The sequence below is a fragment of the Achromobacter sp. UMC71 genome (assembly GCF_014170305.1).
Lineage (GTDB): Bacteria > Pseudomonadota > Gammaproteobacteria > Burkholderiales > Burkholderiaceae_B > Achromobacter.
Map to the genome: position 1 here is coordinate 37,214 of NZ_LZZT01000048.1, position 23,516 is coordinate 60,729.

The 23,516-nt window shown below is 57.8% G+C and carries 23 protein-coding genes and 1 pseudogene; 8 read left to right on the top strand and 16 right to left on the bottom strand.

The window, feature by feature from the left end:
• Positions 1–27 precede the first annotated feature (27 nt).
• From A9974_RS24430 to A9974_RS24455, 6 genes are read left to right on the top strand one after another with little or no spacing between them, the layout of a single operon-like run.
• On the top strand, positions 28–564 hold the full coding sequence (locus tag A9974_RS24430) for a carboxymuconolactone decarboxylase family protein (RefSeq protein ID WP_255468311.1): 537 nt from the start codon (positions 28–30) through the stop codon (positions 562–564).
• Positions 565–597: 33 nt separating this feature from the next.
• On the top strand, positions 598–1,398 hold the full coding sequence (locus A9974_RS24435; protein ID WP_183006775.1) for an SDR family NAD(P)-dependent oxidoreductase: 801 nt from the start codon (positions 598–600) through the stop codon (positions 1,396–1,398).
• Positions 1,399–1,449: 51 nt separating this feature from the next.
• A complete protein-coding gene (locus A9974_RS24440) occupies positions 1,450–2,454 on the top strand; it encodes a tripartite tricarboxylate transporter substrate binding protein (protein ID WP_175171143.1) in 1,005 nt (334 codons plus the stop codon).
• Positions 2,455–2,466: 12 nt separating this feature from the next.
• Entirely contained in the window at positions 2,467–3,276 is an 810-nt protein-coding gene (locus A9974_RS24445) for an amidohydrolase (protein WP_183006776.1), read from the top strand.
• Positions 3,277–3,305: 29 nt separating this feature from the next.
• Positions 3,306–4,244, top strand: coding sequence for an SMP-30/gluconolactonase/LRE family protein (locus A9974_RS24450; RefSeq protein WP_183006777.1), 939 nt, complete (start codon positions 3,306–3,308; stop codon positions 4,242–4,244).
• A gap of 28 nt (positions 4,245–4,272) precedes the next feature.
• A complete protein-coding gene (locus A9974_RS24455) occupies positions 4,273–5,241 on the top strand; it encodes a tripartite tricarboxylate transporter substrate binding protein (protein ID WP_183006778.1) in 969 nt (322 codons plus the stop codon).
• Between the two features lie 73 nt (positions 5,242–5,314).
• Here the strand turns inward: A9974_RS24455 and A9974_RS29550 are convergent, their stop codons facing one another.
• Positions 5,315–5,944, bottom strand: coding sequence for a tripartite tricarboxylate transporter substrate binding protein (locus tag A9974_RS29550; protein WP_255468312.1), 630 nt, complete (start codon positions 5,942–5,944; stop codon positions 5,315–5,317).
• A 160-nt stretch (positions 5,945–6,104) separates the two neighbouring features.
• Between A9974_RS29550 and A9974_RS24465 the strand changes: the two genes are divergently transcribed.
• Positions 6,105–7,022, top strand: coding sequence for a LysR family transcriptional regulator (locus A9974_RS24465; RefSeq protein ID WP_183006779.1), 918 nt, complete (start codon positions 6,105–6,107; stop codon positions 7,020–7,022).
• A 42-nt stretch (positions 7,023–7,064) separates the two neighbouring features.
• Here the strand turns inward: A9974_RS24465 and A9974_RS24470 are convergent.
• From A9974_RS24470 to A9974_RS24540, 15 genes and pseudogenes are all read right to left on the bottom strand, one after another.
• A pseudogene (locus A9974_RS24470) lies at positions 7,065–7,680 on the bottom strand (3-keto-5-aminohexanoate cleavage protein).
• 23 nt (positions 7,681–7,703) lie between these two features.
• Entirely contained in the window at positions 7,704–8,675 is a 972-nt protein-coding gene (locus A9974_RS24475) for a tripartite tricarboxylate transporter substrate binding protein (RefSeq protein ID WP_183006780.1), read from the bottom strand.
• A 94-nt stretch (positions 8,676–8,769) separates the two neighbouring features.
• Entirely contained in the window at positions 8,770–9,294 is a 525-nt protein-coding gene (locus A9974_RS24480) for a carboxymuconolactone decarboxylase family protein (RefSeq protein ID WP_183006781.1), read from the bottom strand.
• A 23-nt stretch (positions 9,295–9,317) separates the two neighbouring features.
• Complete coding sequence (locus tag A9974_RS24485; protein WP_183006782.1) at positions 9,318–10,127, bottom strand: SDR family NAD(P)-dependent oxidoreductase; 810 nt, start codon at positions 10,125–10,127, stop codon at positions 9,318–9,320.
• 36 nt (positions 10,128–10,163) lie between these two features.
• Entirely contained in the window at positions 10,164–10,958 is a 795-nt protein-coding gene (locus tag A9974_RS24490) for an SDR family NAD(P)-dependent oxidoreductase (protein WP_183006783.1), read from the bottom strand.
• Positions 10,959–11,165: 207 nt separating this feature from the next.
• Positions 11,166–11,978, bottom strand: coding sequence for an IclR family transcriptional regulator (locus tag A9974_RS24495; RefSeq protein WP_183006784.1), 813 nt, complete (start codon positions 11,976–11,978; stop codon positions 11,166–11,168).
• Between the two features lie 160 nt (positions 11,979–12,138).
• On the bottom strand, positions 12,139–13,137 hold the full coding sequence (locus A9974_RS24500) for a tripartite tricarboxylate transporter substrate binding protein (RefSeq protein ID WP_183006785.1): 999 nt from the start codon (positions 13,135–13,137) through the stop codon (positions 12,139–12,141).
• 166 nt (positions 13,138–13,303) lie between these two features.
• Positions 13,304–14,413 (bottom strand): porin, encoded by a 1,110-nt coding sequence (locus tag A9974_RS24505; RefSeq protein ID WP_183006786.1) that lies wholly within the window; start codon positions 14,411–14,413, stop codon positions 13,304–13,306.
• Between the two features lie 48 nt (positions 14,414–14,461).
• Positions 14,462–15,442 (bottom strand): tripartite tricarboxylate transporter substrate binding protein, encoded by a 981-nt coding sequence (locus A9974_RS24510; protein WP_183006787.1) that lies wholly within the window; start codon positions 15,440–15,442, stop codon positions 14,462–14,464.
• Positions 15,443–15,541: 99 nt separating this feature from the next.
• Complete coding sequence (locus A9974_RS24515) at positions 15,542–17,020, bottom strand: aldehyde dehydrogenase (protein ID WP_183006788.1); 1,479 nt, start codon at positions 17,018–17,020, stop codon at positions 15,542–15,544.
• Positions 17,021–17,031: 11 nt separating this feature from the next.
• The gene (locus A9974_RS24520; RefSeq protein WP_183006789.1) at positions 17,032–18,063 is read right to left on the bottom strand and encodes an aldo/keto reductase; all 1,032 of its coding nucleotides are present in this window, start codon (positions 18,061–18,063) and stop codon (positions 17,032–17,034) included.
• Between the two features lie 34 nt (positions 18,064–18,097).
• Positions 18,098–18,517, bottom strand: a complete 420-nt coding sequence (locus A9974_RS24525) for a nuclear transport factor 2 family protein (RefSeq protein WP_183006790.1) — start codon at positions 18,515–18,517, stop codon at positions 18,098–18,100.
• Between the two features lie 22 nt (positions 18,518–18,539).
• Positions 18,540–19,991 carry an aldehyde dehydrogenase family protein gene (locus A9974_RS24530; RefSeq protein ID WP_220806110.1) on the bottom strand — a complete coding sequence of 484 codons (1,452 nt, stop codon included), beginning with the start codon at positions 19,989–19,991 and terminating at the stop codon, positions 18,540–18,542.
• A 10-nt stretch (positions 19,992–20,001) separates the two neighbouring features.
• Entirely contained in the window at positions 20,002–21,672 is a 1,671-nt protein-coding gene (locus A9974_RS24535) for an FAD-dependent monooxygenase (RefSeq protein WP_183006792.1), read from the bottom strand.
• A gap of 103 nt (positions 21,673–21,775) precedes the next feature.
• Positions 21,776–22,612 carry a phytanoyl-CoA dioxygenase family protein gene (locus tag A9974_RS24540; RefSeq protein ID WP_183006793.1) on the bottom strand — a complete coding sequence of 279 codons (837 nt, stop codon included), beginning with the start codon at positions 22,610–22,612 and terminating at the stop codon, positions 21,776–21,778.
• Positions 22,613–22,888: 276 nt separating this feature from the next.
• Here A9974_RS24540 and A9974_RS24545 point away from each other — a divergent pair, with 276 nt between their 5' ends.
• On the top strand, positions 22,889–23,506 hold the full coding sequence (locus A9974_RS24545) for a carboxymuconolactone decarboxylase family protein (RefSeq protein ID WP_183006794.1): 618 nt from the start codon (positions 22,889–22,891) through the stop codon (positions 23,504–23,506).
• The last annotated feature ends 10 nt before the right edge of the window (positions 23,507–23,516 follow it).

Sequence of the window (23,516 nt, forward strand, 5' to 3'; positions counted from 1 at the left end):
CGCGTCAGCCCCCCGCAGGTTCAGGACATGTCCGCCGAACAAAAGCGTATTTACGACCTCATCGCCTCCGGCCCGCGTGGCCGCGTGCGCGGCCCGCTGGCGGTATGGCTGCACCGGCCATCCATGGCCGAACCCGCGCAGGCGCTGGGCCAGTTCTGCCGCTACGACAGTTCGCTTTCCCCCCGCCTGTCCGAATTCGGCATTCTCGTGCTCGCGCGCTGGTGGGGGTCGGAATTCGAATGGTGGGCGCATAAGGCCATCGCGCTCAAGGCGGGCGTATCCGAAGCGGTGATCGACGCGTTGCGCGATGGCAAGCCCATCCCGTTTGGGCAAGCCGATGAAGCCTTGATCCATGAGTTCCTGACGCAGCTGCACGAGACACGCCGCGTGTCTGACGACGTCTACGCACGCGCTGAAGCCATGTTTGGCCAGCACGGCGTCATCGATCTGGTGGCGCTGGCCGGCTACTACACCCTGATTTCAATGACGCTGAATGTCTTTCAGATCGACCCGCCCGAGGGCGAGCCGCACGAGCTGAAAGCCGCCGACAGCGTCACCCCTTAACACTGCATGTCATCAACAGATAGAGCGAAGATCATGAGCAAGAGGTTGGAAGGAAAAGTTGCGATCGTCACGGGCGCGGGTTGCGTCGGCCCGGGTTGGGGAAATGGACGCGCCGTCGCGGTGCGCTTCGCGCAGGAAGGCGCCAAGGTTTTCGCGGTGGACAAAAACGCGGACGCCATGGCTGAAACGCTGCTGCGCGCCCAGGACGCGGGCGGAGACATCACCGCCTGGACGGGCGACGCGACGGTCAGCGCCGACGTCCAGGCCATGGTGCAGGCTTGCGTCGAACGCTATGGCCGCGTCGACATCCTGGTCAACAACGTCGGGGGTTCCCGCCGCGGCGGGCCGGTGGACCTGTCCGAAGCGGACTGGGACGCGCAGATGGACTTCAATCTGAAGAGCGTGTTCCTGGCCTGCAAACACGTCATCCCCGTCATGCAACGCCATGGTGGCGGCGCCATCGTGAACACCGCGTCCACCTCCGGCATACGCTGGACTGGCGCGGCGCAGGTCGGCTACGCCTCGGCCAAGGCCGGCATCATCCAGCTGTCTCGCGTCGTCGCCGTGGAATACGCCAAGCACAACATCCGCGTGAATACGGTGGTGCCGGGGCAGATGCACACCCCCATGGTCGAAGCGCGGCTGGCCGGGCAGCGCGCAGGCGGCAACGTGGATGCCCTGCTGGCCGAACGCCAGGCCCGCATTCCCCTGGGATTCATGGGAGACGGCACAGACACCGCGAATGCCGCGTTGTTCCTGGCCTCCGACGAAGCCCGGTTCGTGACCGGCACCGAGATCATCGTCGACGGCGGCATGAGCGTGCGCTGCGACTGACATCGCCCCTTGAAAAGAGAGAGGCGCACCAAGCGCCTCCCAGGAGACATCATGAATGATTCAACGCGGTTCTTTTCGTCCCAGCGCAGGCGCATCTTGCACACGCTGGCCGGTGCAGCGCTGTTGGCATGTGGCAGCGCTCCGGCGCTGGCGGGGGCCTATCCCGACAAGCCGATCCGGCTAATCGTCGCGTTCTCGCCGGGCGGGCCGACGGACGTGCTGGCGCGGCTCGTCGCCAAGCGCCTGGGCGATGGACTGGGCCAGCAGGTCGTGGTCGAGAACAAGCCCGGCGCGGGCGGCAACATCGCCGCCGAAATGGTTGCGAACGCGCCCGCCGATGGCTACACATTGCTCTACAACAGTTCGTCCATTGCGATATCGCCGGCATTGTTCGCCAACGACAAGCTCGACCCGGGGAAAATCTTCACCCCCGTCGCGTCGGTAGCGAACGTACCCTTGGTGCTGATCGTGAACCCCGAAGTCTCTGCCAACACGGCTGTTGAATTCGTCAAACTTCTCAAGGAAAAGCCCGGCAAGCTGAACATGGGTTCGTCCGGCAACGGCACCATTGATCATCTGACCAGCATTCTTTTCGCCCGCCAGACCGCAACCGACTTCGCGCACGTACCCTACAAAGGCAATGCCGCGGCGCTTCCCGACCTGCTATCGGGCCGCATTGAATTCATGATGTCCGGCAGCCTGAATGCGTTTCTGCCGTATGTGAAGGAAGGCAAATTGAAAGCGCTGGCCGTCACGACGGCAAAGCGCGTGTCGGTACTGCCAGAGGTTCCCACCCTGGCCGAGACCGTCGCCCCCGGTTTCGATTCCGGCACCTGGCAAGGCATTGTTGGCCCAGCCGGCATGCCCGCCGATGTGACCGCTCGCCTGAACCAGGCCGTCAACGACGCCATCAAAGACCCCACCCTTAAGGCCAGCCTGGACGCGCAGGGCGCCGAAGCCACGCCCGGCACGCCCGCCCAGTATGGCGACTTGATCAAGTCGGAATACCGGCGCTGGAGCGCCATCATCAAAGAAACCGGCGCCACCTCAAACTGAATCGAGCCCCCCATGCCCCTAGCCCGTGAACGCTGGGATTGCCATACGCATATCTTTGGCCCCTGGAACGAATACCCGCTTGCCGAGCGCCCCACCTATGTTCCCGACGAAGCCCCCTTCCAGGCACTGGAAGCCTTGCATGCCGAATACCGCATCACGCGCGGCGTCATCGTCCAGGCCACGCCTTATGGCGATGACCACCGCGCGTTGCTGGCGGCGCTGTCCGCCAGCCTAGGCGCGTATCGCGGCATTGCCGTCATCACGGAGAACACGCCCGAGGAAAGCCTGGCCCACATGCACCAGCACGGTGTGCGTGGCATTCGCCTGGGGATGATGAAGCATCTGGCCGGCAAGCCGGATGTCTCGCGTATGGGCGAGCTGCTGGCGCGCATCAAGCCTTATGGCTGGCACGCGTTGGTGCATGCAGAGATGGCCGATGTGCTTGCCACCGTGCCCGCCCTGCTTCGGTATGACGTACCGCTCATCATCGACCACATGGCCCGCGCGCCCGTCGCACGCCCGCAGGAATGGCAGCCTCTGCTGGAACTGCTGCATCACCCCAGCCTCTGGATCAAGGTTTCGGGGGCTGACCGCGTGACGGATGGCGCGAACGGTTTCCAGGCCGCGCTGCCGCTGATGTCAGCATTGATCCAGGGCGCGCCCAGCCGGGCCATCTGGGGCAGTGATTGGCCGCACGTCAACATCCGCTACCCCCAGCCGCGCTTGCCCGACCTGCTTGCCCTGCTGCGGCGCGCCTGCGGCGAAGACCCGGCCGTGCTGGATGCCGTGCTGCACGGCAACCCCCGCCGGCTCTACGGCTAAGTCCATCCATCCCTTCTTGTGGAGGCCCTATGTGGGAACCCTCTCAGCGCTACCCCGACCCCGCCATTCGCACGCTGGCGCCCCAATTTGAGAAATACCATCTGCTGTCCGCCGCCGTGGAACGCTTGGCAACGGGCTGCCGCTGGGCCGAAGGCCCCGTATGGTTTGGAGATGGCCGCTACCTGCTGTGGAGCGATGTACCCAACGACCGCATCCTGCGCTGGGACGAGATCAGCAATTCGGTCCACGCCTACCGCGCGCCATCCAACCATGCCAACGGCAACACGCGCGACCGCCAAGGCCGGCTGATCACCTGCGAACACCGCACCCGCCGCGTGACCCGCACCGAGCACGATGGACGCATCACCGTGCTGGCCGACAGCCACGCGGGCCGGCCGCTCAATTCACCGAACGATGTCGTGGTCAAGTCGGATGGCTCCATCTGGTTCACCGACCCGCCCTTCGGCATCGTCGGCCACTATCAAGGCGAACCTGCCCGCCAGGAACTGCCCGCAAACATCTACCGGATCGACGGTATATCGGGAGATCTCACCGTTGTCGCCGAAGGGGTGAACGGTCCTAATGGGCTGGCGTTCTCGCCCGATGAAAAGCTGCTGTATGTCATCGAATCGCGCGCGCGCCCGCGCAACATCCTGGTGTTTCAGGTTCAGGACGACGGCGTCACGCTGTCGCGGCCGGATGTGCTGTTGAACGCCGGTTCCGGAACGCCCGACGGCTTTCGCGTCGATGTCGACGGCAACCTTTGGTGCGGCTGGGGAATGGGCACCGAAGAACTCGACGGCGTGCGCATCTTTTCGCCCGACGGCGAAGCCATCGGACATATCGCCCTGCCCGAACGCTGCGCAAACCTGTGCTTTGGCGGCACGCACCGCAATCGCCTGTTCATGGCGTCATGCACATCCATTTACTCGCTATACGTCAACACCCAAGGAGCGCCCGGCGGTTGAATCGCCGGCTGCCAGGAGACCTCACACCATGAAAAATAGAATCCTCAGCACCTTTCTGGGCGGCGCGTTGGCGGCCGCATTCGCATTTGCCAGCGTCAGCATCGCCGCGCAGCCGACGCGCCTGGTCGTCGCCTTTCCGCCGGGCGGTCCCGCCGATTCCTTGGCGCGCATTCTGGCCAAGGAGCTTGAAACCGAGCTCAAGACGACCGTCATCGTTGAAAACAAGCCGGGCGCCAACGGCGCCATCGCCGCCAACTATGTCATACGCAGCCCCGCGGACGGCAGCGTGCTGTTCCTGAGCTCGGCGGGCGCCATCGCGATCAACCCCTCTCTGTATCCCAGCCTGTCTTACAAGCCAACCGAAGACTTCACGCCCATTGCGCTGGTGGTGCATACGCCCGAAGTGCTGGTGGTGTCTCCCAAGAACCCGATCAAGACCGCGTCGGACTACGTGGCCGCAGCAGCCAAGCGTAGTGAACCCGCTACCCTGGCCTCGTCGGGCGTGGGCAGCATGCCGCACATGACCATCGAGCTGTTCAAGAACCAGACGAAGGTCGACTTCCTGCATGTGGCCTACAAGGGCGCGGCACCGGCCATCGCCGACACCATCGGCGGTCACGTTGAGGCATTTTTTGGGGATGTGTCGGGCTTGATGCCGTTCATCAATGACGGACAGCTCGTGGCGCTGGGCGTCGCGGCGCCGGCACGCTTGAAGTCCTTGCCCAACGTGCCCACGCTGGCAGAGCAAGGCATTCCGAACGTGGAAGCCAGCAACTGGTACGGCGTGTTCGCGCCCAAGGGCACGTCGGCCGAGGTCGTGGCCAAACTGAACGAAGCCGTACGAAACAGCCTGAAGGCCAACGCGCTGATCGCCAATCTGGCCAGCCTGGGTGTGGAACCCAGCCCCTCGTCACCCGAAGCATTCCGCGATCTGGTGCAAAAAGACACCGCCAAATGGGCGGCGGTCATCAAGGCCGGCAACGTCAAAGCCGAATAAGGCCATCTCGCAAGCCCACATGCCGCGCGCCCCGATTGGGGCGCGCGTTGCATTCTAGCGGTACCGCCGGCGTTCAAGGGTTGTCGGTGATTCCCGCGTCCTTGATGATCTTGGTCCAGCGGCTGTCTTCCCGCCTCACGTATTCGCCCAACGCGGCAGGCGTCCCCACGCTGGCATCCAGGCCTTCCAGTTCCAGCGCCGCCTGGAAGTCGGGCTCGCCCGACACCTTTTTGATGGCCGCGTTCAACTGATCGATGACGGCAGTGGGCGTGCCTCGTGGGACAAACACGCCATACCAGCTGTCCACGAAGTATCCCGGCTCACCCGATTCGGCCACGGTGGGCACGCCCGGATACGACGGCGAACGGTCCTTGGCGCCACCGTGCGTGAAGGGAACCACGATGCTTAACGGCCGTTCCGGGAAGGCGGCCCATGCTTTCGGAGCCGCCAGCACACCCGTCTCTGAGATTGCCGGGCGGCCAGACGGAGAGCTGTTGGCGCTGAAGACCGTATTGCCCATGAATTGGCGCTTTCTGGTCCAGGCACTTTGTGATCGTGAAAGCAGCACTGCTTGAGCCTCATCCACCAAGATCCAGGATCTAAGCGAAATCGCGTCGAGCGGTCGGATGGAATCGGAGGCCGGCGTCCGGTTGAATGCACTGCCAAGAGCGGTCGACGACTCTCGCTGGAACAGCAGAGACATACACCGGCAGAGTCCTCGCGGCCGCTATTGCAGCTGAGATGCTTGCTAAGATAGCTGTTGAAGCTGCTTGCTAGGATAATTCTTTAAGCTGCTGAAACAGAACATCTCAACTACCGCAGAATATTTTCCTTGAAGATATTCAGATGCTAACGAACACGCGATGAACCTCTCTCCCCGCCATCTCCACATGTTTGTTGCACTGGCCCAATCGCTGAATTTCAGTCGCACGGCCGACAGGTTTTGCATTACTCAGCCAACGTTGAGCAAAATTGTGCGAGAGATGGAGATCGAGACTGGTGTAGCGCTTTTCGAGCGTACCACTCGAACCGTCAGATTAACGCGCGATGGCGAAGCTTTGGTAAGCGTAGCGGCACGCGTGTGCGCCGAGTATTCCAAGGGCCTCGTCGAGCTCGAGGCACTTGCCTCGGGGTGGCGCCGACGGGTTTCTGTAGCTGCGCTACCAGCACTTGCGGCAACCCTCCTGCCAGCCGCCCTCGCCGCGTTGCAGCGATCAAATCCCGATTCAACGTTTAATGTGCATGACGTGTACACCGATCAAGCGCTAGATCTTCTGCTGCGCCGGGATGTGGATTTCGTACTGGGCGCCAAGGACATCATTCACTGCGATCTCGATTACGACGAATTTGCTCATGATCCTTTTGTGTTGCTGGCAGCTGCGCATACAAGACTACCCGCAGAATTGCAAAGTTGGTGTCCACAGACGCTGGCAACCATGCCCATGCTGAAACTGGGAAAAGACACAGGCATGCAAAAGTTCATTGACCGCCATTTCTGTCAAGCGGGCGTGACGCTAGCTTCGCCGCTTGAACTGAACAATGTCGGCACCATATCTCAGTTCGTGAAGGCAAGCTTCGGCTTTGCAATGCTCCCGCTATCGACTGCCAAAATGATCTGGACGCCAGGACTGGCGATCCACCAACTTGAAGGAGCGCCTCAGCGTGCACTTGCAATGGTGACTCGCCGACATGATGAGATGTCCGAGCTGACGATGGCCTTGATCCAGCTGATCAAAGTGGAAGCTGAAGTGATGCTGGGTGCGGCACCGGGATCAAACTAACCGCCGCCCTTAAAGCACTCGCTCCACTTGGGGGCCGGGCGGTTATCTCCCTTTGAGATTCAGTAAGCAGCGAGCCTGCGCAGGGGTTGCGATTTCCAGGTTCAATGCTTCGAGCACCGCGCGTATCCGCGTAACCTGCTCCGCGCTTGACTGTGCAAGGCGGCCAAGATCCATCCAAAGTGAGTGCTCCAGTCCTACGCGCATATGGGAAGCCATGGGAGCACCTATGCTCGTCAGGGAGATTTGATTTCGGCCCGCCCCTAATATCGACCATTGATATTAATCGTCGAACAATCTGTCAGTTTTACGTTTCAGGTGCAAGAGGTCTTCTGGATGGGCGCCGATGCCACCCAGAATGCCGAATACGGTCTGCACGAATAAGAGGCCTTCGACCAACCCAGGATCCAGGAAATCAGGAAAGATGGCTGACGTCCCGAGTGCCATTCTCCTCGACTGTTTTCAAGATGCTCACGCTCCCAATCGTGACGGAACGCCTTGAACCTGTCGAGCCATGGAGAATCGCAGCCCCGTCATCTGCCGCGTCAATGGCAGCCCGGGCAATCTCCTTGCCGGTAACCGGAAGATGAGGTGACATGCTGGGTGTATGGGTGGCACCTGTCGGTGCACATGTAATAATGACCGGATGACTTTTGCTCATTACAACTCCTTGACGTTCGCCCACTACTTGAGGGTATTGACCGCATCAGTAAACACACGATTCTGGCCGTCCAGGTATTGTCGATAGTCCTCCGGCGCCAGCAGTCTGATCTCTGCCCCGAACAAACTGAGATTCTCGGAAATCTGCGGGCCGTACTTTTCGACGGCCTTGCGAGCCGCGTCATAGATGGTATCGACCACAGCCTGGGGAGTCCCTTTGGGCGCCAGAATGCCGTAAAGCGTCGGACTGCCAAGCTTGTACCCCGACTCCTTCAACGTGGGCACGTCGGGATAAGCTTTCAAGCGAGTGTCGCCAAATACAGCAAGTGCGCGCAATGTGCCGGCTTTCAGATGAGCTTGCGCTGGGCCTATCGCGGTGGACGCCACGTTCACATGGCCCCCCAGCAAAGCGGTGATCGCGGGACCGCTTCCCTGAAACGGGACATGAGTCCACCTGACGCCCGCTTCCTGGCCAAATGCCTCACCCAGTAAATGCGTAATGCCGAGCGTACCTGAGCTCGCGAACGTGATGATGTCAGGCGTTGTTTTGGATTCGTCTACAAGTTCTTTCAACGTCTTCCACTTCGCCGAAGAATGAACCACCAACATCAGCCCACCTTCAGCCAGCGCGGCGATCGGCGCGAACGAGTCAGCCGTGTAGCGAAACTCCTTATTGCCAAGGGGCACGACGACAATTGACCCAGGCGAACTTCCCACCACCGTATAACCGTCGGGCGCACTGGTTGCAACGGCCCCTGCGCCGATACCCCCTCCAGCACCCGGGCGGTAGTTGAGCACCATCGGCTGCCCCAGGAACTCGCGCATCTTCTCAAGAAAGGGACGCAACATGTTGTCTGTGTCACCCGGCTGAAATGGAATGACGACCTGGATTGGATGGTCGGGAAATGGCGCGGCCTGAGCGCTCGCGGGCATAAGATGACTTGCGATGCTTATAGCCATCGTTATCGCTAAAGCAAATACGGCCCGGAACTGCATGACACGTCTCCTTCGTCGTTTATTTATCAGGCGATCGCTTTCTTCTGATTCGCGCGGTGCAAACTCGTGCTCGGAATGACGGTCGGCAACCCCCTCAGTTCTCCCTCCCTTCGTGGTCGACCTGCATCGCTTCGAGAAAACGGGAAACTAGGTTGTAAGCACCAATTGTTGCGGTCAACTCCACCAGCTCCCGCGAATTGAAATGCACCTTCACGGCATCAAATAAATCCGTTGGCACGTGCACACCCTGTGTGCTCGAATCGCAATAGGCCAGAATGGCCTTGTCGACGTCACTGAAAAGATCCGTTTTCCCGGCGCGCAGTCCGTCGATCTGGGCATCGGTCATACCCTCCTCTATGGCGAACGGACGGTGGGCGGCAAACTCGTATTCCGCGCCATTGAGAAGCGCAATCCGAAGAATGACCAGCTCTCGAACACGACCGGAAAGGCTACACTTTTGACGGATCGCCGTCAGAAAAGAGAGCCATCCTTCAGCCACAGGGGGACTATGCAGCAGCATGCTGTAAAGATTAAGGACCTTACCGCGCTCACCTTTGATTCGGTCCACCAACGGTGCGATCTCCGATGCATCCAGGTCGGGATAGGGAATACGTGCCATTCAAACGCTCCATTTGATAAAGATCAGTCGCAACGCGCGCTCATGCCACCATCGACAATGATCTCGGTCCCCGTCACGAATCGCGACTCGTCGCAAGCCAGAAAAAGCGCGGCATTCGCGGTATCTCTTCCATCCCCCATGAACGGCAAGGGGATGCGCCGCTGGCGCTTCTCGAGCAGCGCATCAATATCCCCACCCGTTTGGTTCCTGGCAAGAATGGCTTCGACCATTGGGGTATGCATCTGGCCCGGCAGCACCGAATTGATCCGAATGCCCTTGCTGGCCATTTCGACAGCCGCCACTTTCCCGAACTGTATGACGCCTGCTTTCGCAGCTGCATAACCTACCTGTGAAGCGCCTGTCCAGCGTATGCCGGAAGTCGAGGCGATATTGACGATCGACCCAGTACCGTTCTCCACCATCAAGGGCATAACGTGCCTGCACATCAGGAAAACGGACGTCAAGTTCACATCCAGTTGGGCACTCCACTGCGACTCGCTCAACTCGATGGGTCCGCCAGGCGTCGGCCCACCGACATTATTCACCAGCACGTCGATCTTGCCGTAACGGGTCACGCAAGCAGCGACCAAGGCGGCAATTGCCTCACTATCCGTGACATCGCAGGTGTACGGCGTTACATCGCCACCCTCAGCATGAATAAGATCGAGCGTCTCCGCCATGGACGACAAGTCCTTATCCACCGCAAATACTCTGGCGCCTTCCAGCGCAAAGCGATAAGCGATCGCACGCCCGTTCCCCCAACCGGGGCCCACGCATCCAGCTCCGGTCACAATGGCCACCTTGCCATGCATCCTGCCATTACTCTTCGACATGTCGCCCCCTTCAGTCATATTTTGGATTTGAATCAACTAGCGTGTGGCGGCAGTAATGCCGCCATCCACCACAATCTGTTGCGCGGTGATGTACTTGCTCTCGTCGCTGGCAAGGAAAAGGACAGCATGAGCAATATCCCAGGCATCACCCATGTGGCCCATGGGCACCTGCTGATGCCGGTGTGCCACGAAACCGTCGAAATCGCCTTTTGCGTATTTCTGCGCCAACCGTTGCACGAGCGGCGTAAACATCAGCCCTGGAACGACGCAGTTCAGCCGTATCCCACGAGCGGCATACATCACCGCAGTTGTGCTCGTGAGTTGCATCAAGGCTGCTTTCCCAGCTGCATAGGCGACTTGTGGTTTGCCGGCGTAACGCAGTCCGGCGATGGAGGACACATTGACAATGGAGCCGCAGCCCTGTTTCTCCATGAGAGGCAGGACATTCTTGCACGTGAGAAAAGCAGATTTGACGTTGACGTCCATCTGTTCATCCCAGGTTTCTTCGTCCATCTCTACGGGGCCGCCGGGCTCAGAACTACCAACATTGTTGATGAGTATGTCAATCCTTCCATAGCGCGCCACGCACGTATTAACCATGTCCGAGACTTGACTGGAACGGGTTACGTCCGCAGCACACACTTCGATTGTGCCGCCCTCATCTTTGATTAGCGTCTCTGTGATTCGAGCAGCCTCGATATTGCGGTCGGCTCCAAATACCTGCGCCCCTTGCCTTGCAAGCAGCACTGATATCGCCTTTCCGTTACCCCACCCTGCATCAATCGACCCACAACCCGTCACTAACGCGACCTTTCCATCCAGCCTGAGCACGTGTTCGCCCCTTTATGTATGCATGCATGGGCGCTAAAGAAATGTGCACGCCCGTGTCAGTCATCGTAAGGGTGAAGTCACTTGCTATGGAAATTCATTCTTGTCTGCCATTGATAGCCCGAATGCATGAATCCTTTGGCGCAGCGCCCGCGCGCAAGCGAAGACGTGTCTTCGCTTGCGCGGGAATTGAATTCATACTCTCAAATCTCAGTTGGCGGCTCTATAGCCCAATGCGCGAGACAACGTTTGTGCGGCGGCACGCAGCGTCATTGCAGTGGCGCCAGAAGGGTCCGAATTAAAGCTCCCGACCGCCCCAAGGGTACAGATGACTGAAGCGAGTTCCCCCGACCCGTCAAATATCGGAGCACTCAATGCGTGAAATGAACTGGAAAGCTGCCCAGTCACACGTGCAACACCTTGCTCACGGATTTCGGCAAAAAGACTTTCAACCCCCGCCATGCTGGAGGGACACCCTTCAATAGGATTGGCACGCAGCTTGACGAGTTCTGCCTTGACCAGGGGTTCCACACGATTCCAGGGCATCCAGGCACCAAAAGATCGGCCCGTCGCCGATGTCAGGATAGGCAAAACAGCCCCCTCTCGGGCAGTGGCCGATATAAATCCGGGACCGAGCTCTTTCAGAACAATCGTCGGTCCATCATTCCACATCGCAAGAATAGTGGCATGTCCCAACTCAAGCGATATCCCATAGAGCAGTGGCCGAGCGACCAGGATGGAATCAATGGCAGATAGTGCCGACAGTCCGAGTCGGATTGCGCTGGGCCCCAGGCGATAGCGACTTGTCTCTGAATCTTGCTCGACAAATCCAGCACGCGTGAGACTAACCAGATAGCGGTGTACCTTGGCCGGGTGCATATCAACCTTCTCCGCCAATTTTTTGAGCATGGGCATGGGTTCTGAATCGATGAAACCGATCAAGATGCGGAGCACGGTTTCTGCCGCCTGCACCCCTTGCTTACCGCCTTCGGTATCCGTCTTGGCAGCAACTTCTTTTTTCAACGCATATCCCCTGTGATGCCTTCGGCGATGAGAATTGTTGCGGTTTTTTTACCTGGCGTAAAGCTTAAAAAAGGCTCACCTTGGCCCATAAGTCCTCAGTCAGCCCCAGCTCTGGCCGTTTCCTTTCTGCTCTTCCCTGCTTCGGCCAACTGCAACGCCCTTAATTTGCTCGGATGTTGCCTTCCTTGATCACCGTCGCCCAACGCTTGACTTCTTCATCGATCAGCTTACGCGTGTCCTCACCTGACATGATGACTGCCGGCGCACCCATATCTTCGAACTTCTTATTGGTAGCCGTGTCACGTGCTGCTGCCTCGTAAGCGGCGCGAATCTTCGCGACAATCGGCGCAGGTGTCGCCGCCGGGACCGCAAGTGCCTGCCAACCCCATACGTCGAAGTCCTTCACACCTTGTTCGGCCAGCGTCGGCAAATCTGGCAACAAGGTCGAGCGTTGTGCACGAGCGATATTAAGCAGACGGACCTTACCTTCCTTGGCGAGCGGATAGATCTCGTTGTAAGTGTTGAACATCAATGACACTTGACCACCGACCAGATCCTGCATGGCCGGTGCAGCGCCTTTGTACGGAACATGGAGAATGTTCAATCCCGTCTGCCGCTTCAGCAATTCCATCGCGAGGTGGTGAGTCGAGCCTATGCCGACGGATGCATAGCTGCGCTTGGGGCTGTCCTTCGGCAAGGCATCGATCTCTGCTTTCAGTTCAGGAAAGGTCGTTGCCTTGAAGATATTCGGGTTTACCGCCAGATAAAGATCGGCACGCGACGTGACGGTAAGTACATTAAAATCCTTCTGCGCGTCATACGTCACCTTGTCGAACAGGGATTGATTGATTGCATAAACGGCGTTGTTGGCCAGCAATATCGTATAACCATCAGGCTCTGCTCGTGCCACCGCAGCGGCACCAATCATGCCTCCAGCACCCGTACGATTCTCCACAATCACCGTGGTCTTTAGCTCTTCGCCCATTTTGCCGGCAAGAATACGGCCCCAGACATCGGTAAACCCACCCGGTGCAAACGGAATGACCATCTTGATCGGCTTGTTCGGAAAATCACTGCCAGCAGCTTGCGCGACTATGCCAAAGCAGGCAAGCGTCGCTGCTAGAACAAAACTTCCTAGCCAAGGTGTACGTATAGACATCTTAGAGCTCCTCCAGTGCCAGGGGTTCTTTTCAGAACACTCCTTGGCACTTATGATTTAATCGCGGATTGCGTAGGGCAACCAAACGAGAACGTCATCGAACTTGACCCTCCCGCCGAAAGGATGCGCGTGAACTTGACCTTCTCGGCAGTCACCAATCAACAGACTAGAAACGATGTCTGATGCCGACCGCCGCCGTCGTGCTCTTCAGACCGTCGATGAAACCGTAGTCTTTCCCGTACGAACCGTAGGCATAAAAATTCGTGCGCTTGGACAGGTCATACGTTGCCCCAACGGAAAACACGTTCATGGTTTCACTCCCGCCGGTCAGGCGGCCGTTCGAGGGGTTGACGTTTTGCCACGAGCCAAACAAGCTGCTCGACGCGCCGACCGGGACAGTCAGGCCGAGCAGGTACGATTCGGCCTTGAATCCATCAACAAAACGGTAGGACCCAAAAATGGTGGGTGAGCCCGACCCTTCCTGCCCGACAAACCATCCATCCTTCGTCTGACTGACTGCAGCCGACAACTTGACGTCGCCGAACATGTAGTACCCCCCGAGGATAATCTGGCGAGGAGTAGCGCGAACCTGGGCTTGCGATAGCCTATTTGAGGCATTCAATTGATCGTAGGTCAGCGAAATATTGAGTGGCCCATCTGCATAGCGCACCCCCGATGAGATGGCACGGGTGTTGTCTGCCGTCCGGAAGCCAGTCTGCGCTGTGTCGGTCGAATTGGGCGCGAACGAATAGCCTACCGACGCCTCAAATCCATTGAAGGTGGGAGTGCGATAAACGATGAAATTGTCATAGCGTGGCGTGTTGGCTGCGCTGAACCCTGTGCCGATGTTTGCTGGAGGAAACCCCAAGCCAAACGGATCGATCGTCGCAAAGTACTTCGAGGCAATATTCGACTGTCGTCCGAACTCCAGCGTACCCAGAACCGTGCTTCGCAAGCCCACTGTCGCGGCGCGCCCAAACAGACGGCTTCCCTGCGAGGACGTGCCATTAGCCGAACTGAACCCGCTCTCAAGCTGAAAAACTGCACTCAGCCCACTGCCCAGGTCCTCGGTCCCACGCAGCCCCCATCGAGAACCGTTCTGAACCGAATTGACCATGCCAATCCTGCTTGCATCAAGCGAGGCTACGCCCACGTCCCCCTTGATCTTGTTATAGCCGAGGCCTGTGTCAACGATGCCATACAACGTAACCGTCGAGCTTGCTCCAGCAACTGATGTTGCGCCCCATGCTACTGCTATTAACAGAATGCGCCTCATTACGTCTCCTACACGTTGATTGTTTAGTTTTTTATGAAATCCACCGCCTTACCCGACCTTAATGTTCGCGTCCCGAATGATCTTCTTGAACACCTCAACTCTTGTTTGGATTGTCTTGAAGGCAAACTCGGACGTCCCGCCCCTCATCTCCGCGCCCGCTCGTGCAAACTCCTCCACGATTGCGGGCTCAAGAATGATCTCGTTGAGCTCCTTGTTAAGACGCGCCACAGCGTTCGGAGGAGAGTTCTTGTGCATCTGCATCGAGAACCAGGCGTTGATATCGGACCCAGGAACAATCGTCTCGTCCAGAGTCGGAATATCGGGGTAGTTCTTCATGCGCTTGATGCCGGAAAGCGCGATGGGATGAACTTGCCCGGCCTTGATGAACTCACCAAACGTCGCCATCGTTTCAACCGCCATGGCCACCTGACCACCCAGAACATCCGTCATCATCGGTGCGCCACCGCGATAAATCACGGGCTGCAGCTTTGAGCCTGTGGCGAGGTTGATGAGGTTGATGACTAATTCGCCGGTCCCGCCTTTATTGGGAATGCCGACAAAAGCCTTGTCGGGGTTCGCCGCAGCCCAAGTGACAAGCTCTTCCGGCGAGGAAAAGACGCCATCACGGGTATTTTGCGCCAGCACCATATTGACGTCGGCAACCAGCATGAGCTGGACGAAGTCGTTGAGAGGGTCATAACGCACCGCATTCAAGAGCGGAAAAATATTGAAGGTGGTTGATGAGAACATTACCGCATGCCCATCGGCCGCTTGCTGCATCAGATTTTCTGCTGCAATCGACGAACCGGCGCCGGGACGATAGTCCATGACCACAGGCTGCCCTAGCCGCTTGGCCAGTCGGTCGGTTATGAGGCGCGACAACCCGTCCGACCCACCTCCCGGCGCGGCTGGCAAGATCCACTTCAGAGGGCGGGTGGGCTTCCACTCTTCCTGCGCCAACACTCGGCTTGCCACCGGATAAACCAACGCCGACCCTACACATGCCTTTAAGAATCTTCTTTTGTTCATGCTTGTCTCCACGCAACGAAAAGGCGAGCCAATTGGTGAGTTATGGCTTTTATATTTGGAGCACATCTTGCGATGTGAGGTACTTCGGAAAAGGCAAACCTAATCGGCACGCGGGCTGGAACCCGGAGGCCAGGCGATCGGCTTGTCGCTCAGGTTCCAGTAGGTGCTCTTGATCTGCAGGTACTCCAGAATGCCCGCAGTACCGTTCTCCCTGCCGATTCCACTTTCCTTGAACCCGCCCATCGGGACACTCGGCTGGCCTATCTTGTGAGTATTCACCCAAACAGTGCCCGCCTTGATGGCCTTGGTGGTGCGCATGGCCTTTCGATAGTCTGAGGTCCACACTCCGAGGGACAGTCCAAAGACGGTGTCGTTGGCCATATGAATCAACTCGGCCTCATCACGGAATTTCAGAACCACACCGACTGGCCCGAAAATTTCCTCCTGTGCAATCGCGCAACGATGATCTAACGCCTCAAACAATGTCGGCACCACGTAGGCACCATCACGCAAGAGTGAATCTGATGGTCGTTCGCCGCCGACCAGTAGATTGACTTTTGGATCGGCTTTACCCATGGCGATGAACCGTTCAATGCTGTCGCGTTGCTGGAAGCTTGCGACAGGTGCAACGGCGGTTTCTGGGTCCGTAGGCGAGCCAACCTTCAGCGCCGCTGTCGCCTGGGTCAGACGCCTCATGAATTCGTCGTAGATGGATTCCTGAACCATGATTCTCGAACCCGCAATGCATGACTGACCCGCGTTGGAAAATATCCCGTAAAGAACGCCAATTACGGCCTGGTCGATGTCGGCGTCCTCGAACACGATGTTTGGCGACTTGCCACCCAGCTCGAGAATGCAGGGGATGATCTTTTCCGCCGCCGCTGCGCCGATCAATCGTCCCGTGCGTGTACCGCCCGTAAACGCGATCATGTTCACCAATGGGTGTTTGACGAGTGCACTGCCAACCTGCGCTCCACCGGTGACCACGTTGACAATTCCGGGCGGGATACCAGCCTCCAAGGCCAGGCGCCCGTATTGCAACCCGATCAACGGAGTGAATTCCGATGACTTCAATACCACAGCATTACCTGCAGCCAAGGCCGGTGCGATCTTTCCGGCTTCATGGAGAATGGGGGAATTGAAAGCCGTCATGGCTGCAACGACACCCATTGGTTCATAACTCTGATAGACGAAATAGTCACCACGAGCAGGAATGAGAGGAGACTCGAGCGTCTCGCAAACAGCGGCGCAGTACCGGAATTTTTGCACGGCCCCTTCGACGTGCTGATAACCTTCGACCAGCGTTTTCCCGTTATCTTTGGTCTGTAGGGCGACCAATGAGTCGCGATTGGCGGTGATAAGATCAGCATATCGATTTAGCAACGCTGCACGCTTGTGCGCCGGCATGGCGCGCCAATCTGCGCGTTCAACGGCGGCGTGAGCACCTTTCACCGCATCATCAACATCACTTGGTGAGGCGATGGCGACTAGGCCTGCAACGGTCCCGTCAGCAGGGTTGATCGATTCAAAGCTTTCGCTGCCGTTTCGCCATTCGCCATTGACTAGAAACTTTTCCATCTTTGCTCCAATTATTTGTCGGCAACTGCAATTTTCTGCTGCTGCTTGATTTCGGAATAGCCGCCAGTGCGCAACGGGCCAGAGGCATAGGCCTCTTCGAGATAACGCATGGCATCGGCGTCCAACTTGACATCAACCGCCGCAACGGCCTCAGTGATGTGATGGGGCTCTAATGCCCCCACCAGAATGGAAGAGATCTCCGGGCGGGCGAGTATCCAGGCCATGGCCACACGGCTAGCCGGCATACCCAACTCGCCAGCCAACTGCTGTAGCCGGGAACGGACAGCGAGATCCGATTGACCTCCGTAGAGGACTTGCTGCTTCACATCAAGTTTTTGGCGAACCGCTTCACGAGAGGTTAGGCGAGCGCCCTCATCCGCACCCGAAACCAGCCAGCCTCGCGCCAACGGGCTGTACACCATGACGCCCACGCCGTTATCGCGGCAATAGGGAATGGCTTCCCTTTCCTCTTCACGGTAGGCCAGATTGAACTGGAGTTGCGTGGCCGCCAAGCCATGATGGTGCCGAGCCAAGGTATGACCATGCGCTCGCGCAAGCTGCGCTGTCCTGAAGTTCGACACGCCGTAATAAAGAATTTTCCCGGCACGCACCAAGTCTTCCAGTGCATCGAGCGATTCTTCGATCGGCGTTTCGGCATCCCATTTATGCAGCAGATATAGGTCTACGTAGTCGACTTTCAATCGGCGTAAAGAGGCGTCAATGCCCTCACGTATCCGCTTTCGAGAATTGCCCTGTTCGTTGACTAGGTCGCTCATTGGCATGCCGACTTTGGTTGAGATGACCAACTCTTCACGCCGGACACCTTCGAAGGCGTCCGCCATTGCTTGCTCACTGGCACCGAAAGAATAAAAGTCGGATGTATCGAAAAAGTTGATTCCAGCATCAAGCGCCTGGCGAACGAATCCCCGTGCCGCCTGCTTCTCAAGCACCCAAGGCTGCCACTTCGGGTCACCGTATGACATCATTCCGAGACACAGCGGAGAGACCTTAAGACCGGTAGCGCCCAGATTCCTATATTGCATTTCAGTTCCAATCCAAATTGTTTTTTGCAGGGCATCAAGATGACCGTAGCGAGCCCAGCGTCAGTGTGCGTTTGGAGAACAGCCAGCGCTCGTTCCTGAGGACTATCGTGTCTTGATAGCTCCCAACAGCCAGCACGCGGGGCATGTCGAACCCTTCGTCGCTATCGACAACCAGAAGCATGGCGCTACCTTGGACAACAGCGTCGACAAGTTCAAACTTCAAGTCGGCGTTCCAGTGCCGCACGTCCGATGAAGGCGTCAACGCGAGCTTCGCTGACCGCGCCAGAACAAATGACTCAAGTCGCTGTCGGCCAGAATACGTCTGGGCAGGATGAACAAACTCTCCTGTTTCGATGAAGGTGTCGGCCCATCCCGCGTCATCACCGGCATCAATCGTTTGGTTGTATCGCTCGTAAAGCTGCAGAATTGCGACGAGATCTTTATTGCTCAGCATCCGTTTTCCTTAGCAATCGTCATCAAGCACGCACATAAGAAGTTTTGATGGCGGTGTAGAAATCCATGGCGTAACGCCCTTGTTCGCGCGCGCCGTAGCTCGAAGACTTGCGCCCTCCGAACGGCACGTGATATTCCGAACCCGTCGTTGTCAGGTTCACCGCGACGGTACCCGCCAGCGAATGGCGCCTGAAATGGGTGGAGTGATGGAGCGAGTCGGTGCAGATCCCTGAAGACAGGCCGAACCGGGTATCATTGGCTACCATCAATGCTTCTTCATAATCGGCCACTTTGAGCACCGAAGTCACAGGCCCAAATACCTCTTCCTGATTGATCCGCATACCATTGCTTGTATTCAGAATGAGCGCCGGTTCCATGTAGAAGCCTTGGGTATCGCGCTGCAGACGTTGCCCACCAATCACCTCGCCACCATCAGCCTTTGCAATTTCGATATAGCGCTGGTTCTGTGCGAGCTGACGCTCATCGACGACTGGCCCGATTTCCGTGCCCTCTTTTTGAGCATGATCGATGCGCAGTGTCTTCATGCGAGCTATCATGCGATCGACGAATTCGTCGTAAATCCCTCGAGCAACAATCAGCCGGCTTGACGCCGTGCACCGTTGGCCTGTCCAGAAAAATGCCCCATCGATCGCACAATCGATGGCGATATCGAGATTGGCGTCATTAAGCACAACAAGGCCGCTCTTGCCTCCCATTTCCGCCTGAACTTTCTTGCCACCCGCTACTGCCGCTGCGGCGATCTTTTTCCCCGTGGCAATCGAGCCGGTAAAGCTCACCGCATCAATGTCCGGGGAATCCAACAGTTGCGGCCCGATCGTGCTGCCGCTGCCCATGACGAGATTGAGAACGCCGGCCGGCAGCCCGGCTTCCTGCAGGATCCTGACAAGCTCCAACGCGCTTGCGGGAACTAGTTCTGCGGGCTTGAGTACCATACAATTGCCATAGGCCAAGGCTGGCGCGATTTTCCAGGCCGGTATTGCGATGGGTACGTTCCAGGGCGTGATCGCTGCCACCACGCCGATTGGCTCGCGGCTTACCAGGACTTCGGCACCTGGCCGAGTCGATGGGAAAATCTCACCGGTGGCGCGCACGACTTCGCCTGCGAAAAAGGCGAAAATTTGCGCAGCACGCACGACCTCGCCTTCGGCTTCAGGTCGTGGACGGCCCTGTTCACGAGAGAGCAGCGTACCGATACGACCCGCATTGCTGGTCAACAACTGCGCAGTCTTGAACAAGATGTCGGCGCGTTTTTGTGCTGGGCAGAGCGCCCAGGTGGGGAATGCTTGCCTCGCAGCGGCAATGGCTTGCTCGACCTCGCCGTGATCTGCACTGGCGAACTCACCAACGATGTCAGTCACGTCAGATGGGTTAATGTTGGGCACGGTGCGCGCTGCGCTCGTCCATTCGCCTGCGATGAAGTTCTTTCCATACAGGTTCTCAGTCGTCGTATTCATAGTCATCGTTTCAATCCAGATTTCTTCCGATCGCTTGCCGGAGGATACTTATGGGATCAAGGTCCAACGCATCACCACGCCACGCGACATGGCCATCGGGACGGACGAGTGCGTAGCGGCATTTGTAGAGATCAGAAGCGGCCGGTTCGCGAACGGAATGTATTGAAAACGGCACCCCGGTCTCAGTCGCGGCTTGAGTCCAGGCTTGCCGCAGGGAGTCCGATGGACCGGTCTGAGTCGGCGATGCCGCGCACGACATGTCAAGCAGCACGAATCCGTGCCCGAATAGGTCGATAACGGAGCGGCCGTCGTTTAGAAAAAAGTGCGGCGCACGATGTCCCGGCCGTGCGGTGGGGGTGTAAATCGACAGATCGTCTTTTGGCCGAGGTTCTGGTTCAGTAAAGACAATTGGAGAATCCTCATACGCATATCCGAGATGGACCCCAAGCGTCTCCCACTCTTGGCGCGTCCCGTTGAGCATGTCCTCGGCTACTTCGGCGCGAGCAGCCTGACCGCGCTCGCTATCTTCTTCCACATGCGTGTAATCGACCTTAGGGCGTGTACGGGCGAAATTCACAGCAGCAGCATCCACGCTCCGTCTGCCTACGGGCCGGCGCTCAATCTCGTATGTTTGCAGCAACTGCGGCGGTGCCCATCCATCAATCACGGCCGCAAGCTTCCAACCCAGATCAACGGCGTCGCCGACCCCGGTGTTCATTCCATATCCGCCATTTGGCGCGTTGACGTGGCATGCATCACCAGCCAAGAAGACCCGCCCTCGGCCATATGCGTTTGCCAAGAGACGGCTTCGACGCCACGGCAACACGGCATCGATGTGATAGGGAATGCCGCTATTTCCCAAGCACCGGTTCAGCCAATACTGAGAGTCAAAGTCCTTGGACTCCACCCGCTCCGGTCCTCCAGTGATAGTCAGGCGCCAGATATCTTTCGCATCGACCACAGTCAGGTTGCCCCAGGTGCCCTCCTCCCCGATCATCCAGTAGCGCGAACCCAGTCCCATCCTGTGATGTTTGGCGAGATCAGGAGCCGTGAAGTAAATGCCCACGGAATAGCTCAACGCCGCATCGCCTTGGAGTTCGATGCCCAGTGCCTGCCTGACCCGACTGCCAGCGCCATCACAACCAACCAGATAGCGCGCACGTACGACATCGACTTGCCCGGTATTGACGTCGACCAATTCGGCTGAAACCGAAGCGGCACCTTGGTCGAATGACTGGAGCCTGGTCTGGTAGCGCAGCGTGATCAAGGACTGCGCCGCCGCGGCCTGTGCGAGGATCGGGTCAAACCAGAGCTGCGGACAACGTTGCTTGTGTTCCGGGCTGAATTCGAAAGAGTCCGATTCCTCCTCAATGCTGGGATAGGGCAACGTGCCGATGTGATGGCCGTTCAAGCTCGTACAAAACACCTGGCTCAACGGATAGTCGCGTGGAAACCCGCAATTCCTTACCGCTTCGGCCACTCCCCAGCGTCGACAATGTTCCATCGAGCGAACGGAAACATGCCCCATTTTTGAATAGCGCACCACGCCATCGCCCTGATCGACAAGCATGCACTTGATTCCGCGATAGGCCAGCTCAAGTGCGAGTGCCAGTCCCACAGGACCAGCACCAATGACAAGAACAGGTAATTCCACTTCGTCGCCAACGTTGATTTCGTTCATTTCTAAACCCGAGTGTGGCCACGTCGAAGGGCATGGCGCGATAACTTCGCGCAGGCGTACCGCAGCGTGACCGCTTGCGGGAATCGCCTACGACGGGAAATGGCTATTCGCTCGCGGTCAACACCGGGCGCAGCAAAGGAAAGTCGGGATGCTCATAAACCGGATCTCCGTCGTCCAATCCGTTGCCGATCACATAAGACGTCCATGATCGATCTGCATATCGAACGTCATCGCCAAGCAAGCGGACCGAATAGCCCCGACGACGCTGCTCGGGAGACGTGTTGCCCTGCGCACCATGAATGGTGAGCGCGTGATGAATGGTCAGATCGCCGGGTTCCATTTCATAGCAAATGGTTTCGTAGGTATCTGGGTTGCCATCAATATCGGGCAGCGGGCCGTCGAACGCGGCCGAGTCGCGATCATTCCCAGTCGCGAACGCACGTGGGCGAAACATCTTGCCCCACGCATGCGACCCCCTCACGAAGCTCATGGCACCCGTCTCTGCACGAACGGGGTCCAACCCGATCCACATGGACAGGATTTGCTCACCCGTCACTCGGAAATAAGTGCCGTCCTGATGCCAGGGCGTTGGCGCGTCCGTGCCGGGCTCTTTCACGAGAAGATGATCGTTGTAGAGTCGAATTCGGCTTGAGCCGGTCAAACGCTTGGCAATGTCGGCCAAAGGAGATTCGAGCAGAAAATCCTTGAAACCTTCGCGGTAACGCCATAACGACTGCTCGTTGTGGAAACGCCCTTTTTTTCCCGCCTCTGCGGCAATGTCTCTGGCGTTCTTGCTGTCTGCTGCGTGATCTAGTGCAACTTGAACCGCGACGCGCAAATGTTCGATCCACTTCGGATCAAGCACCTGGCGAAGACAGACGACGCCATCTGTGTTGAAAGTGTTGATTTCGTCCTGCGAAATTAGTCGGTGTGTAGACATGGGCCAAGTCTCCTCTTAGCTGATCCCATTCGCTTTATTCCCTGCGTGGCAATGTCCGACGGCAAGCCAAACCAGGAACAAAACCAACGATTACGTTAAGCGTAATTTAATTACGTCAATGGTAATTACGCATTTTCAGCTTGTCAATGCGGTTCAACGAGAACGCATACGGTTGAATTGGCCCGGGCCACGCTTGACGTGACCAACGCTGGGCGTTAATCTATACGTAATTGCGTTACGTATACCGTAATTTACAAGCTACGAAGGAGACAAGAAATGCCCCGTTTGAAACAGGTTCGCAAGAGCGAGGTCAAGGACACGCGTGTGCTGGAGACGTACACCAAGCACTTCGGAAACAAGGAGCCGGTTGATCAACCGGGAACGAAAGGGGGTACGCCCGGGAATTGGTGGACGGTGTATGCGCTGGATCCCGAACTGTTCGGCATGTTCCTGGATCGCCACAAATGGCAATGGAGCAAAGACCGCAAACTTTCGCCCGTCCTTCGCGAACTGGGGATCACACGCGCCGGTTGGGCTCGCGGTTCACAGTTTGTTTTTTCGCAGCACTGCAAAGTGTTGCGTCGCGAAGGCTGCCCCGAAGAAAAAATCAAAGCGATTCCCGGATGGGCTTCTTCCGATCTCTACAGCCCGATCGAGCGAGCGGTTTTAGCCTATGCAGACGACCTCACGCTGGGCGGGGGCAGAACGTCGGATCAGTGCTTTGAGGCGCTGCATAAGGAACTGGACGACGTTCAGATCTTTGAACTCACATTCATGATCCTCACCTACGACATGTCAGCCACGCTTTGCAAAGCACTTCGCCTCGAGTACGACGACGTCGATGAGCGCATCAAGGAAGTGGAGAAGGGCAATTACGACCTAGATCGCATGTAAAACCGCCGCA

Excerpts from the sequence above, each read along its gene's own strand:
- A9974_RS24430 (WP_255468311.1), top strand. The coding sequence starts at position 28 with ATGTCCGCCGAACAAAAGCGTATTTACGACCTCATCGCCTCCGGCCCG.
- A9974_RS24435 (WP_183006775.1), top strand. The coding sequence starts at position 598 with ATGAGCAAGAGGTTGGAAGGAAAAGTTGCGATCGTCACGGGCGCGGGT.
- A9974_RS24440 (WP_175171143.1), top strand. The coding sequence starts at position 1,450 with ATGAATGATTCAACGCGGTTCTTTTCGTCCCAGCGCAGGCGCATCTTG.
- A9974_RS24445 (WP_183006776.1), top strand. The coding sequence starts at position 2,467 with ATGCCCCTAGCCCGTGAACGCTGGGATTGCCATACGCATATCTTTGGC.
- A9974_RS24450 (WP_183006777.1), top strand. The coding sequence starts at position 3,306 with ATGTGGGAACCCTCTCAGCGCTACCCCGACCCCGCCATTCGCACGCTG.
- A9974_RS24455 (WP_183006778.1), top strand. The coding sequence starts at position 4,273 with ATGAAAAATAGAATCCTCAGCACCTTTCTGGGCGGCGCGTTGGCGGCC.
- A9974_RS29550 (WP_255468312.1), bottom strand. The coding sequence starts at position 5,944 with ATGTCTCTGCTGTTCCAGCGAGAGTCGTCGACCGCTCTTGGCAGTGCA.
- A9974_RS24465 (WP_183006779.1), top strand. The coding sequence starts at position 6,105 with ATGAACCTCTCTCCCCGCCATCTCCACATGTTTGTTGCACTGGCCCAA.
- A9974_RS24475 (WP_183006780.1), bottom strand. The coding sequence starts at position 8,675 with ATGCAGTTCCGGGCCGTATTTGCTTTAGCGATAACGATGGCTATAAGC.
- A9974_RS24480 (WP_183006781.1), bottom strand. The coding sequence starts at position 9,294 with ATGGCACGTATTCCCTATCCCGACCTGGATGCATCGGAGATCGCACCG.
- A9974_RS24485 (WP_183006782.1), bottom strand. The coding sequence starts at position 10,127 with ATGTCGAAGAGTAATGGCAGGATGCATGGCAAGGTGGCCATTGTGACC.
- A9974_RS24500 (WP_183006785.1), bottom strand. The coding sequence starts at position 13,137 with ATGTCTATACGTACACCTTGGCTAGGAAGTTTTGTTCTAGCAGCGACG.
- A9974_RS24505 (WP_183006786.1), bottom strand. The coding sequence starts at position 14,413 with ATGAGGCGCATTCTGTTAATAGCAGTAGCATGGGGCGCAACATCAGTT.
- A9974_RS24510 (WP_183006787.1), bottom strand. The coding sequence starts at position 15,442 with ATGAACAAAAGAAGATTCTTAAAGGCATGTGTAGGGTCGGCGTTGGTT.
- A9974_RS24515 (WP_183006788.1), bottom strand. The coding sequence starts at position 17,020 with ATGGAAAAGTTTCTAGTCAATGGCGAATGGCGAAACGGCAGCGAAAGC.
- A9974_RS24520 (WP_183006789.1), bottom strand. The coding sequence starts at position 18,063 with ATGCAATATAGGAATCTGGGCGCTACCGGTCTTAAGGTCTCTCCGCTG.
- A9974_RS24525 (WP_183006790.1), bottom strand. The coding sequence starts at position 18,517 with ATGCTGAGCAATAAAGATCTCGTCGCAATTCTGCAGCTTTACGAGCGA.
- A9974_RS24530 (WP_220806110.1), bottom strand. The coding sequence starts at position 19,991 with ATGAATACGACGACTGAGAACCTGTATGGAAAGAACTTCATCGCAGGC.
- A9974_RS24535 (WP_183006792.1), bottom strand. The coding sequence starts at position 21,672 with ATGAACGAAATCAACGTTGGCGACGAAGTGGAATTACCTGTTCTTGTC.
- A9974_RS24540 (WP_183006793.1), bottom strand. The coding sequence starts at position 22,612 with ATGTCTACACACCGACTAATTTCGCAGGACGAAATCAACACTTTCAAC.
- A9974_RS24545 (WP_183006794.1), top strand. The coding sequence starts at position 22,889 with ATGCCCCGTTTGAAACAGGTTCGCAAGAGCGAGGTCAAGGACACGCGT.